The 13075-nt window shown below is 52.4% G+C and carries 11 protein-coding genes; 7 read left to right on the top strand and 4 right to left on the bottom strand.

Annotated features, from left to right (window positions below; all coding sequences use genetic code 11):
* Positions 1-14: 14 nt before the first annotated feature.
* Positions 15-2705 carry an outer membrane protein assembly factor BamA gene (bamA, locus tag ACYQ8U_RS00470; protein ID WP_459943534.1) on the bottom strand — a complete coding sequence of 897 codons (2691 nt, stop codon included), beginning with the start codon at positions 2703-2705 and terminating at the stop codon, positions 15-17.
* 286 nt (positions 2706-2991) lie between these two features.
* Here bamA and ACYQ8U_RS00465 point away from each other — a divergent pair, with 286 nt between their 5' ends.
* On the top strand, positions 2992-3744 hold the full coding sequence (locus tag ACYQ8U_RS00465; RefSeq protein WP_459943533.1) for a ComFC family protein: 753 nt from the start codon (positions 2992-2994) through the stop codon (positions 3742-3744).
* Between the two features lie 552 nt (positions 3745-4296).
* Positions 4297-5634, top strand: coding sequence for a chromosomal replication initiator protein DnaA (dnaA, locus tag ACYQ8U_RS00460; RefSeq protein WP_459943532.1), 1338 nt, complete (start codon positions 4297-4299; stop codon positions 5632-5634).
* 5 nt (positions 5635-5639) lie between these two features.
* Here dnaA and hemG read toward each other — a convergent pair whose 3' ends face one another.
* Both hemG and ACYQ8U_RS00450 read right to left on the bottom strand, forming a co-directional pair.
* A complete protein-coding gene (gene hemG / locus ACYQ8U_RS00455; protein ID WP_459943531.1) occupies positions 5640-7043 on the bottom strand; it encodes a protoporphyrinogen oxidase in 1404 nt (467 codons plus the stop codon).
* Positions 7040-7723 carry a metallophosphoesterase family protein gene (locus ACYQ8U_RS00450; RefSeq protein WP_459943530.1) on the bottom strand — a complete coding sequence of 228 codons (684 nt, stop codon included), beginning with the start codon at positions 7721-7723 and terminating at the stop codon, positions 7040-7042. Before ACYQ8U_RS00450 ends, hemG begins: the two co-directional genes overlap by 4 nt.
* A gap of 235 nt (positions 7724-7958) precedes the next feature.
* Here ACYQ8U_RS00450 and htpG point away from each other — a divergent pair, with 235 nt between their 5' ends.
* The 4 genes from htpG (at position 7959) to ACYQ8U_RS00430 (ending at position 11664) form a co-directional block, all read left to right on the top strand.
* Positions 7959-9839 (top strand): molecular chaperone HtpG, encoded by a 1881-nt coding sequence (gene htpG / locus ACYQ8U_RS00445; RefSeq protein ID WP_459943529.1) that lies wholly within the window; start codon positions 7959-7961, stop codon positions 9837-9839.
* Positions 9840-10032: 193 nt separating this feature from the next.
* A complete protein-coding gene (locus ACYQ8U_RS00440) occupies positions 10033-10419 on the top strand; it encodes a hypothetical protein (RefSeq protein WP_459943528.1) in 387 nt (128 codons plus the stop codon).
* Entirely contained in the window at positions 10419-11063 is a 645-nt protein-coding gene (locus ACYQ8U_RS00435) for a protein-L-isoaspartate(D-aspartate) O-methyltransferase (protein ID WP_459943769.1), read from the top strand. The genes ACYQ8U_RS00440 and ACYQ8U_RS00435 overlap by 1 nt, the downstream gene beginning before the upstream one ends.
* Entirely contained in the window at positions 11047-11664 is a 618-nt protein-coding gene (locus tag ACYQ8U_RS00430) for a YqaA family protein (RefSeq protein WP_459943527.1), read from the top strand. Before ACYQ8U_RS00435 ends, ACYQ8U_RS00430 begins: the two co-directional genes overlap by 17 nt.
* 36 nt (positions 11665-11700) lie before the next feature.
* Here the strand turns inward: ACYQ8U_RS00430 and yaaA are convergent, their stop codons facing one another.
* Entirely contained in the window at positions 11701-12468 is a 768-nt protein-coding gene (gene yaaA / locus ACYQ8U_RS00425) for a peroxide stress protein YaaA (RefSeq protein ID WP_459943526.1), read from the bottom strand.
* 132 nt (positions 12469-12600) lie between these two features.
* On the opposite strand from yaaA, the gene ACYQ8U_RS00420 reads away from it, so the two are divergent.
* The gene (locus ACYQ8U_RS00420) at positions 12601-13029 is read left to right on the top strand and encodes a hypothetical protein (protein WP_459943525.1); all 429 of its coding nucleotides are present in this window, start codon (positions 12601-12603) and stop codon (positions 13027-13029) included.
* The last annotated feature ends 46 nt before the right edge of the window (positions 13030-13075 follow it).

Below are 13075 nucleotides of genomic sequence, written 5' to 3'. Positions count from 1 at the left end.
TTGGCGGCAAAAAATCAGAAAGTGCCGCCTACGCTGAAATCCCACACCGCGTCGTCTTCATCGTCGAGCGGATCAAGATTGAATCCCCAGACAACGCTGAGCGGGCCCATCGGTGAGAGCCATTGTATGCCGAGGCCGACGGCATTTTTGATATTGTCGTTGACCTCGCCCCAGTTCTCGTCATCGTCCATTACCTGGCCGGCATCATAGAAGACCAGACCGTGCAGACCCTGGGTTTCCATCAGGGGGAAAATAAGCTCGACATTGGTATACCACATCTTGTCGCCACCGATCCGCTCGCCGGTGATCGGATCAATCGGGCTGATCTTGCCGTACTCAAAGCCACGCACGGAGTTGAGGCCACCGAGATAAAAACGTTCATAAACCGGCAGCTTATCGTCTTCGTTTTCAAAGACTTGGCCGGCTGATCCCTCGACATGAAACACGGTTTTCAAGGGCATGGGGAAATACCAGCCGGAAGAGCCTTCCACCTTGGTAAACTGGGCGTCACCGCCTAGTGGGCCGCCGGCATATTTGACACTGAGCACATTCCTGGAACCCTTCGATGCGCCGTAGAGTCTGTTCCGGGTGTCGCGGACGAGGGACATCTTGACGGCGCTGGTAATATGCAGATCCACGGACTCCTGGATAATATACGAGGCATTCTCCGACACATCGGTCAGATCGGTGTCGGTATAGCTGTAGTTGCCGAAGACCTTCCATTTGCCGAATATCGGATAGCCGATACGGATACCACCGCCCACGGACTCCTTGGTGTAGTCATCGTATTCACGTTCGGTACTGAACAGGTCCAGTCCCCAGGAAAGGGCGGAATCATAGAGATGGGGATTGGTGTATCCCAGATTGTATCTCGAGCTTGAGCTGCTGATATTGGCGCTGAGCGACAGGGTGTCACCCCGGCCGAGGAAGTTGTTCTCGGAAATCTGTCCCATCAGAATGAGATTGTCCGCTGAACTGAAACCGGCACCGATACTGAAGTTTCCGGTACTCTTCTCCTTGACCTCGACAATGACGTTCATGCGGTCGGGGTTGAGCGACGGTTCAGGGATGATGTTCACCTCTTCAAAATAGGTCAGCCGCTGCAGGGCCTGAGTGGACTCGCGCAAGGCCTTCGAGTCGAAGACCCCGCCCTCGGCGATAAGCAGTTCCCGCCGGATGACGTTGTCACGGGTACGGCTGTTCCCCCTGATGCTTATCCGTTCGATATAGACCAGATTGTTCTTGCGGATATCAAAGGTAACATCCATGTGATCCCCGGCCGGGGTCTTTTTGACAATCGGCCTGATGTCGGCAAAAGCAAAACCGGCCTCGGAGTAGTAGTCGGTCAATTTGAGGATATCGTCTCGAATGGCCTGTCTGCTGAGATATTCTTCATCCTGGATGGTCAGCAGCTTCATCATCTCGTCTTTTCCTTGCAGCAGATCGCCGGTAAAATCGACTGTTCCGAGTTTAAACCGGGTGCCTTCTTCGACGATGAATTTGACGTAGAGCCATTCTTCTTCCTGTTTTATTTCCGGTTCGCCGATTTTCGCTTCAAGAAAACCCTGGTCATTATAGTAGGTGACAATCCGCGCGGCGTCCTGCTGGACCATATTCATATCGAGCAGACCGCCTTCTGTCAGCCATGACAAAAACCATTTTTCACTTGTTTCGATCTGATCAAGGAGTTCATCGTCATCAAAGGTGGTGTTCCCCTCAACGCTTATCTCCTTAATGTACATCTTTACCCCTTCATCGATGTTGAACTCAACAACGGCTCCCTGATCGTTGGGGTAAGAGATTTTCGAGATAACCTTGCTGTTATAAAATCCTTTCGTCTTATAAAGCTGACGGATGGCTTCTTCGGCGACAGTGATCTTGGCCGGGTTGAGAATAAAATGTTCCTTGATGTTTGCCGCCCCTTTGACATCCTCTTCTTTTACTTCATCCATTCCGGTAAAAATAACCGATTTTATCACCGGTTTCTCAACGACCCGGAAGATGACTTTTTTTCCTTTTGGCGTATCACTGACGTCAATCTGCACATCGTTGAAATAGCCCATGGAATAAATTTCTTTCAGATCCTTTCTGAGGGTCGCCTGGTCGTACGCATCCCCTACTTTCGTGGTTATCTTTCGCAGGATTGCCCCGGAATCTATCCGCTTGTTGCCCTCTGGAGCTAGAGAAGCGATGCGGAATTCCTTCTCGGTATATCGCGTTATTTCAAAGACAATAGTGTCGAAGGCTGCCCGCAGGCCATCAGGGGAGTCGACTGTTTGATAATAGTAGGTTGGATTGCCGGGCGAGAGAAGATCAAAAAGTTTAATATCCACGCTGATCTGGCTGCCGATCTGGGTAAGCGTACCGGTGACGAGATTATAGGAATCGGTCTTTGCCGCTATCTCCTGCATTACCTTGACCGGCGGCGGCCAGCTCCCCTGGTAGTTGGCCAGTTTCTCCGCCTCACTGCGCGAAAGAAAGAAAATGTCCGTTTGGCCGAGGGCTCCTTGCAGGTCGCGGTCCGCTTTTTCCTGCAGACTGCGCATTTCGCCGGGACTTTTAATGCTCAAAGGGAGAAAACTGGTCTTGGCATTTCCTGCCTGGACAGGAGAGGCGGCAAGCAGGAGAAAAAACGACAATGCCAGACAGAAAATCGGTGCAAGCTTTGCCTCTGTGTGAAAAAAAATCTTGCTGAATATCGTCATACAAACCTTCCTGTTAATGAAATCACAGACAGACGGAGGGGCAAAACCTGCCTTCTCCATTATGCGCTGTTACCCTTTGATGAGCCGACATGATGAAAAGCGACAGCATTATGCCATGTTTCCTCTTAATTGCAAAGGATCCAAACGAGTAGAGGGGAAAAATATGGGAATTGCCGGGTAAAGTACACTGTCAATGCGTGCCGAAGTCTCTTGTTGGTACTCGAGGCGGAATTCTTTCTGGGGGGATGTGCAGAATGGCAAAAGTAATACAGGCAGAGGAGGTAATATGGTGCTGTCCCGTATAATAAAAAGCTGCATGGATATCGTATTTCCACGAGGTTGCACGGTCTGCGGCGCGCGGCTGTCCCATGATGAACAGGGAAGTTTTTGTCCTGGATGTTATCCAGGACTTCGGCGGCTGGTACCTCCTTTATGCCGAATCTGTGGCATTGAGGTAGGTGGCGCAGATGGCTGCAGTCCCCTTTGCGGTGAATGTTTGAAAAGTCCTCCGCCCTACTCGAGCGCCAGGTCGGTGGTGCGCTACGAAAGGGAAGTGCAACAGCTGGTGCATAAATTAAAGTATAGCAGCGACCTGTCGGTTCTGCCGGGTATATCCGAGCTGATCGGCCGCTACGATATGGCGGAATTTGCCGATGTCGATTGGATCGTTGTCGTGCCGCTGCATCTTAAGCGGCTGCGCCGGAGGGGGTTCAATCAGGCGGCTGTTCTGGCCGGGCTGTTTTTTGCAGACAGGCGGAATCTTATCAAGGCGGACTGGCTGGTAAGAACCAGAAATACCGTGCCGCAGACTAAACTTGGCCGGACTGCCCGCCGGAGAAATTTACGAGGTGCGTTTGACGCACGGGCGACGAGCTATTTTCATGGTGCAGTGGTGTGTCTGGTCGACGATGTTTTCACCACCGGTACAACGGTGCAGGAGTGCAGCCAGGTGATCCTGCAAGAGGGCGCAGTCGAAGTCAAGGTGCTTACCTTTGCAAGGGTCAATGTTCCACACCGTGGCAGACCCTGGTCGTGGTAAAAAAAATTAAACTCTTCGAAAAAAAAGTGTCTCAGCTGAAACCCGCGATATGACTAAGCTGCAACACGGTGACATTTGAAAAATAGAGATATTGTGAGTAATATATAAAAAAATTGAGATATATCGAGTTAACTATTTTTGTGTAACTGTTGATAACTTTGTGGATAAGCATCTAAGGGTGCTAGATGTCGCAAAAAAAGAGGACCGGAATGGAAGGCTCGCAAACCGTGGACCTTGCGCTCTTTGAAATAGTAAATTCTTATGAAATCAATATTTTGTTGGTAGTGTGGAGAACTCGGGAAAGTCGTCTGAAAATATCTGAAAATCGTCTTTGACGGAAAAAAAGAAGTAGAGTTTATTCCGTGCCATAAACTTCACATCGGGTGATTCGCATTCGATGTTTCTACTAAATGCTTTGTAAAAGCTGAAAGTTGCTTGATTTTAGGTATGCTAATTGCCACAGAGTGATTGTCTGGGGCATTGTTCCGGCTGGGTGAACGAAGTTTTGTTCGTCAATAATTTATTGTGTCACGAAGGGTGAAGGATTCTTTTATGGTCTGGTCGAAAATTAAAGAAAGTCTAAAAGAGACTCTTGCGGATAATGTTTTTCAACTCTGGATAGAGCCACTCCAGTTTGAGCGATTGCAGGGAGATAAATTCTACCTGTCGGGACCGGATAGATATTTCAGCGCCTATGTTAAACAGAACTTTTCATCGGTGATTGAAGACAAATTACAGGAAAATGGTCTCCTCGCAACGCAGATTGTTTTTTGTGAAAAAAAACGAAATGATGCACCCGTTTTTTCGACAAAAAAAAGTGCGCCGGCAACCCAGATGCGGCTGCCGAGTGTTCCTGTCAACACTTCAAAATTCCGCGCCCTGCATCCGCGTTATACCTTTGATGAGTTTCTGGTCGGCGACTGCAATATTCTTGCCGAGTCCGCCTGCCGGTCAATGGTCGCCGAGGATGGGCTGGTTGGCCCTTGCCTCTATATCAATAGTGGCACCGGCCTGGGCAAAAGTCATCTGACCCATGCCGTGGCCCATAAGGTATATAGCGAATCGCCGATGACCAGGCTGTACTACCTGACCGCCAAACAGTTCGCGGCGGAGATGATTCGCGGCATCCAGACGAAGACCATGGATGATTTCAAGCGCAAATACCAGGAAAATTGTGATATCCTCCTGGTCGAGGATATCCATTCTCTGACCGGCAAGAAAAAAACCCAGGAGGAGCTCAATGATATTCTCGATATCCTGATTAAATCGGGCAAGAGAATTATCCTGACCTCTAATAGCACTCCTGGCGATTTGGTCGGTATCGATAATGAATTTCGCTCGAGGATGACCTCCGGGCTGGTCACCACCATGAAAGCTCCGGATGTCGAGACCCGCTACCGGATTGTCGAAAAGAAGGCCCTGCAGCAGCAGCTCTTTCTCGACGAAGAACTGGTCGGCTATCTGGCCAATCATATTCGTGGTGATGTCCGGAAAATCGAATCAGCGCTCATTGCCGTTCGCGCCAGAGCGCGACTGACCGGCGGCCAGGTGGACATGGATATTGTCCGGGAAGTGGTGGCCTCGATCATCGGCGTGAACCAGATACTTACCGCGGCGATGATCGGCGAGCTGGTCAGCGGCCAGTTCAAGGTAAGCGTCAAGGACCTGCAGTCAAAGTCGAGAAAAAAGGCCGTTACTACCCCACGGCAGATTGCCATGTACCTGGCCCGCAAGTACACCGAGGAATCCCTGGTCGACATAGGAAAAACCTTCAACCGTGATCATTCAACGGTGCTGCACTCCATCAAGGTCGTCTCTACCAAGCTGGTCCGGGACACTTCGGTCAATGCGCAGCTGGAGATTTTGAGCAATAAGGTCAAGCAGCTCTAGACACTTTAAAAATAGACGCCCTTGAGGTCCGCTCCCTGCTGGGTGCCGGTCGATGCGGCAAGAACCGCCTCGGCGGCGCGGCTGGCGCATTTCATCATGTCGTTCAGGCCAATACCTTCCCAGCCGAAACCGACAATCTGCAGTCCGGGATGGGTCGCCAGGAAATTTTCCCGCCACGCCAGGAGGCGCGGATAGTTTTTCTCCAGTTGCGGAATCCCGCCGCTGGACCGCAGAACGGTGGTATAGGCTGGCTCTCCTCTCAGGTGGAGGATTTGCCGTACGTCGGCCAGGGCCTTTTGCGTCAGGGTCTGGTCGTCGAGTGCCAGGCGCTCGGGATGCCTTCTGCCGCCGATCAGGGTTTCAAAGAGCACATGACCTTTGGGGGCGCGGCCGGGGAACATGTTCGAGGAAAAGAGCGAGCCGAGGGTGAATCGTTGTTCGCATTCCGGCGTCAGGTAGCCAAAACCGGGCGGGAGTCTGGTGTCATCGGTAAAACCGAAGACAACGCTGACGATCCAGGTCTCGGGGATGGATTTTTCCGGCAGGCTCGGGTCGAGGCGGTCAAGAAGGTGCAGTGCACCATTGGCCGGCAGGGCAAAAACCACATTTTTTGCCTGGAACACCCCCTTGGACGTGTGCACCTGCCAGCCACCGTTGTCGGCGTCAACGGTGGTGACGGTGGTGTGCAGATGGAGATCCTGACCAGGTGTCAGGATTTCGGTGAGCCGTTCAGGTAATCGCTGCATGCCCGAGGGAAAACTGGTCATCGCCGGCATGGTGAAGGCGGCTTTTTCCTTTCTCTGTCGTTTTTTCTGCCACATCCTGGCCACAAGGCCGCGCAGTACCGAACCGTATTCTTTTTCCAGCGCCCGTACCCCGGGCATGACGCTGTCGATGGTCAGCCGGTTGACATCCCCGGCATAGGTCCCGGTGTAGACGGCGTCGAGAAAAGGGAGCAGCGCCGGACCAAAACGATGGTTGACCCACTTGGCCACCGTTGGTTCCCCGTCCAGCGGCGGTTGCCACAATTCCGCCAGAACCCGCAATTTGGCCGACCATGGAATGAGCGGGGCTCTGACAATCCTGCCGGGGGTCTGCGGGATGAGGTTGAGTTTGCCGTTCAGGTAGACATATCGGACGAAATCGATCAGCGGCGCTTTAACGCATTCGTGGTCGAGTCCGGTTTCCGCCAGGATCTGTTGACTCTCGGTACAGTTGTCTAAAAAACCATGCGGGCCGATTTCACTGATATAGCCCCGCTCATGGTGTGTGCGAATGACACCACCGGTTTGGCCGCTTTTTTCCAGGATGCAAAAACGGTGGTTGGGCTGGTGCAGTCGCAATTTATGGGCGACGGTGAGGCCAGAGAGACCGCCGCCTAATATAATAGTTTGATATTGCCTGTTCATTGAAGAGTTATTTCGAGTTGAGATTGACTGACAGTGATAGTTACCCAGCCGCCTTGTCTGAGCATCCCGTGGTTATAGACAGGCGTGTTGCAAATCGCGTCACGCCCTTTTGCTTCATGGATATGACCGGTAATACAGAGATCCGGCTGATAGTGCTCAATGGCCGCGCGGATGGCTTTCGAGCCGACGTGTTTGCCGCTGTGTAATGTGTCGACCGCGGTATTAAAGGGTGGCACATGGGAAATGAGGATGAGCGGAATTTTTCGTTTATGCAGGGGCTGGGCCAGGGCGATGTATTCCTGGCCCTGGCGAAATGCCCTGGCGGCCAGGGCGGCAAGCTCTTTTTCCGGGAATTCCGACGGGGTGCGAAAGGGCGTAAAGTTCGAGCCGCCGACTCCGACCAGGCATACCTCTCCCCGGACCAGCCTGGCCTGTCCGTGCAGGTTGATGTCCAGCTGCTCCAGATACTCGTTGACCTCGCCCTTATCGAGGTTGCCGAATTGGCCGAGCACGTGTGGATTGATTCTGAGGATGTCATCAAGAACGGTTTTCGTCTCTTTGGCACCGCCGTAATTTGTCAGGTCGCCACTGAGGAGCACCAGGTCGGCCTCTTTGATGCCGGGTATTCTCTCGACCTCGGCGGTGGCCATATGTATATCCCCGAAGGCGATTATTTTCATAGGGTTTTACCCGGTGCAAAGGGCGGGCAACCAGGGGTTGCAGGCTCTTGACAGTTTATCATCGATGCTTACCATTTTGGCCGACTTTCTCTAAATAATCAATGGAAAGGGAAATGGATTTTTCTCTCTCCAGCCCCGATAAACGGGATGAGTACCTGCACAAAACACTGTTCTGCCAAAAAGCGCGGAAGAGTCATGCGCAGGTACCCACGTACTACATTATGTGAGGTAAAACATGACAAGTGAAAAAGCAACCTATGAATTCAAGGCGGAAACGAAGAAACTTCTCGATATTGTGATCAACTCCCTCTATACCGAACGGGATGTTTTTGTCCGGGAGTTGATTTCGAACGCGGCTGATGCCCTGGAGAAATTTCGCCACGCCAGCATTACCGAGACAGAGGTCTTTGATGGTCATATGCCGCTGGAAATTACCATCGAGCTCGATGAAGAAAAGAATACCCTGACCATTACCGATACCGGCATAGGCATGACGAAAGGTGAACTGGAGCACAATCTGGGGACGATTGCCCATTCCGGTTCGAACACCTACCTGGCTGAACTTGTCGAGGCAGCCAAAAAAGATGTCAGCCTTATCGGCCAGTTCGGCGTAGGCTTCTACTCGGCGTTTATGGCCGGCAAGACGGTCCGGGTACAGACCAGGTCCTGGGACAAGAGTGAAGGGCATGAATGGATGTCCGACGGCACCGGTTCCTTTACCATAACCGAGATGAGCGGGCTCCACCGCGGTACAAAAGTCATTGTCGAACTGAAAGACGATGCCAAGGACTATGCCCAGAAATGGAAAATCAACTCGATCATTAAGCAGTATTCGTCCTTTGTCTCCTTTCCCATCAAGATCGATGGCGAGACCATCAATACCGTCCAGGCGCTCTGGACGAAAAACAAAAACGATGTCAGTGACGAAGAATATAACGAATTTTATAAATTTATCGGTAATGCGGCAACCGATCCGATGTACCGCCTGCATTTTTCCGCCGACGCCCCTCTGGCCATCAATGCGCTGCTCTTTGTTCCGGCGGAAAATTTTGAGGTTTTTGGCTTCGGCAAGGTCGATCCCGGCGTCAATCTCTATTGCCAGCGCATTCTTATTGATCAGCATTCGAAGAATATTCTGCCCGATTGGCTGCGTTTTCTCAAAGGCGTGGTCGACAGTGAAGACCTGCCGCTGAATATCTCCAGGCAGGCCCTGCAGGACAATGCCCTGGTCGCCAAACTACGTCGGGTGATCACCAAGCGGTTTTTGAAGTATCTTGATGAAGAGGCCACCCGGGAGCCGGAAAAATATCAGAAATTCTGGTCGACCTTCGGCATCTATATCAAGGAAGGGGTAACCTCCGATTATGAATACCAGAAAGAGCTTGGCCGGCTGCTGCGCTTTGAGTCGTCGAAATCCGCCGACGGCACCCCCATTGCCCTGGCCGATTATCTCCTGCGCATGAATCCGGATCAGGAGGAGATCTATTATATCAACGGCCCGAACCGGGCAGCGATCGAAGCCGGACCGTATGTGGAGATGTTTACCAAAAAGGATATCGAAATTCTCTATACCATGGAACCGATCGATGACTTCGTCCTTAGTCATCTCGGCGAGTTCGACGGGAAAAAACTGGTGTCCGCCGACAGCGCCGATCTCTCGCTGAGCAAGGACGAGGAAGAGACAAAGGAAGAAAAGGGTGTCGAGGAGAGTGATCGGCTGGATAAGGACGCCCTGGACGAACTGACCAAATGGATGCAGAAGGTGCTCGACAAGACCGTCTCGGAAGTGGTGGTCTCCAAACGACTGGTTGATGCCCCGGCGATGATCGTCAATCCGGGTGGCCACATGACCTCGACCATGGAGCGCATTCTGTCTGCCGGCAGGAAAGAACACGGCATCCCCGGCATGGAGGGTTCGAAGAAAAAACTGGAGATCAATGCCAAGAATCCGCTTATCGTCAAACTGGCCGAGCTGCATACAAAAGACGACCTCTTCGCTGGTGAGGTGGCCAAGCAGATTCATGATAATGCCATGATCCAGGCGGGTCTTGTCGTCGATCCCCTGGAAATGGTCGAGAGGAACTACAGGATCCTCAACCGCGTTGTCGAGAGCTGATCCCGACCCGTCTCCCACCTCTGCTCCATGCCGGTTGTGTTCGGCATGGAGCACTCCTGTCTGCCCAAACCTCCTTTTCTACGGTGAAAAATCCTCTTATTTCCCGTCCACCGGGGTTAATCGTTGAAAAATAAATAGTCACAGGCTATAGAGTTGTTGATGTTTAACAATAATCTGCTCTTTGGAGAATTGTATGGTTTTGCGAACAAATTTTTTCCTGCTGCTCCTTGCTCTTGTGGCTATTTCCGGTTGTTACACCACGCCGGTTCGTCATCTCGCCGCCGATGTCGCCCTGCTGAAGGTTGGCGAGTCGACCGAAGAAGATGTCTTGATCTTTCTTGGCCCCCCCGATGAACAGCGGGAGGTGGCTGCGGGCGTGGAAGAGTGGCTGTACAATGACAAGCACATGACCCTTTTAGAAAAGGCCCCCCTTGTCGGTAAACGCCTGGGGTCCCCGGAATACCGGCAGGTTGTCGTAACGATAAAGAACAAGATCGTCACCGAGGTTGTCTATTCCTCCTCGGATGCGGACGATCTCGGCTGGGCGGATGATTTTTCCTGGCAAGAGAATAAAGAGTGATGGATCAGTACCGGACCGGGCGGGAGCGAATGGTTGTGGAACAGCTTCGGCGCCGTGATATTATTGACGAAGGTCTTCTTGCCGTCATGGCCGAGGTGCCGCGGCACTGTTTCGTTGATGACGCGATGCGCGGCCGGGCCTACGGCGATCATCCTTTACCGATCGGCGCCGGGCAGACCATTTCGCAGCCCTATATCGTCGCCTTTATGACCCAGGCGCTTCATTTGACCGGCAAGGAAAAGGTCCTTGAGATTGGTACCGGCAGCGGATACCAGGCCGCGATCCTCTGCCGTCTGTGCGGCCAGGTGTATACGGTGGAGCGGATCAACTCGCTTCTGGCCGGGGCCAGGAAGATCTTTGATCAGCTGCGCTACTATAATATCAGGTCGAAACTGGACGACGGGACCATTGGCTGGCCGGAAAATGGACCCTATGATGCCATTATTGTCACCGCCGGCGGTCCGGAGATCCCCGAGCCGTTGATCGAACAGCTCGCTGATCCAGGCCGCTTGATTATCCCGGTCGGCACGCAGCATGTGCAGGAGCTGCAGCTGCTTGAAAAAAAAGAAGGGCAGGTCGAGGTGACCACCCTGGCCAGTGTCCGTTTTGTCGACTTGGTGGGAGAACATGGCTGGAGTAAGTGAAACGATGGTTGCGCCGGGGGTTATTCGCCGCCTTTATGATCAGTGCATGGAGTGGATCAGCGGACGGCATGGGGAGTGGGTGCTGTTCCTCATCGCCTTTGTCGAATCGTCGTTTTTCCCCATCCCTCCCGATGTCTTTCTTATTGCCATGTGTGTGGCGCGTCCCGCCAGGTCTTTTCGCTATGCAATGCTCTGTTCCGTCGGATCGGTTCTTGGCGGCGGGCTCGGCTATGGCCTTGGTTACTGGTTTATGGACGGTATCGGTATGTCCATTATCGACTGGTACGGCCTGTCGGAAAGATATGGTCTGGTGCAGCAATATTTCAAGGCGTATGATGTCTGGATAGTCGGCACGGCCGGATTTACGCCCATCCCCTACAAGCTCTTTACCATCACCGCTGGTTTTGTCCAGTCGAACTTTTTTACCTTTATGCTCGTCTCGCTGCTCGCCCGTTCCGCCCGGTTTTTCCTCGTTGCCGGGCTTATCTGGCGATTTGGCCCGCAGATCAAGCGGTTTATTGACCGCTACTTCAATATCCTGTCCATCAGTTTTGTCGTCTTGTTGATCGGCGGTTTTGTGCTGATAAAAACCATCCTCTGAGTGAAAAGAGCGGTCATAAAAAATCCGACAGACTCCTTAGACACTTTTGACGAAAAACCACTTGGTCGCGCTTGAATTCTCTCGACTGAAACTGTAGCCGTCGTCTCGGAATTCCTGCAGACCGGCCGCCGTATCGATATGGTTGGTAATGGCAAAATCGATCATCATCCCCCGGGCTCTCTTGGCGTGAATGGCAATCGTGCGCAGTCGGCCTTGGTGTTTCTGCTGAAAAGTGACATGCACCATCTGCGCCTGTAGTTGCCTCTCGTCAACGACCTTGGCATATTCCTTGGAGGCAAGATTGACCAGCACCCTGTCAGCGCTTTCTGCAAAGGCCTCGTTTATGCTGGCGGTAATTTTTTCCCGCCAGAACTGATAGAGGGTATCGACTCCTGCAACGGACAAAGAACAGCCCATTTCCAGCCGGTACGGCTGCATCAGATCAAGTGGCCTGAGGAGGCCATAGAGACCGGAGAGGATAAAGAGATGCTCTTGGGCATAGCGTAATTGCTCCGGGCTGTAGTCAGCCGCCTGTATGGCGCTGTAGGCATCTCCCTGAAAGGTAAAAAGCGCCTGTTTGGCATTGTCCGGGGAGAAGGGGAGGGTGAAAGTGTGGATGCGCTGGTAGGTCGATTCGGTCAGCCGTTCGCTGGTCCGCATCAGCCGGGAGAGTTCGTCCCGGTCGAGCAGCTTGAGCCGGTCGATGAGGATTTTTGCCTTGTCCAGCAGCAGGGGCTGGGTGTATTGAGCATATATTCGTCCGTTACATTGCTGGGTCTTGGAGGGAGCGGTGATTATCTGCATGAATTTTCCTGGAAGAGAAGCTGAAATTACTTAAAAAATGTTCGTTCTTGCGGTAAAGTTTACACTTTCTATGATACTACATAAATGATGGTTTGAAGTGCAAATTTGTCATATTGACAATGGAGGAAAGAAATGGATGCTGCACAGACTGCTGCACAGGAAATCGAATCTTTTCTTAACAGTTGGCCGGGTGAGGTCCAGCCGATGCGTGACTGGTTCGAGAGATTTTACCGGGAATTGGCCTCGGTTGAGGGCGTGACGTTGACCTTTGCCGCACGGCCGGGGGTGAGCTATTCGATGCGACCGGTGCATAAGAAGCAGAAGGACAAGGCTCTCTTCGCCATCGTTGATGTCATTGATGACGAGCCGAGCGAGAGATGGCTGTCGGTATGTTTTTACGAGGACATGATCACCGACCCCGCCGGGCGCGGGGAGGTCATTCCCGGCGGTCTGTCCGGCCAGGACGGCTACTGTTTTGACATGTATGAAAATGATGAGGAACTGGCCGCTTACCTGCTTGATCGTTTACACGAGGCCGCCGCAGCTGCGGCCGGCGGCTGAGATCATAGAATCCACACCGCCCGATTACGGCAAGAACTGGTGCTTG

The sequence above is a fragment of the Desulfocastanea catecholica genome (assembly GCF_054657295.1).
The sequence above is the reverse complement of the archived record's forward strand: the minus strand, read 5'-3'. Positions and strand labels throughout refer to the sequence as shown.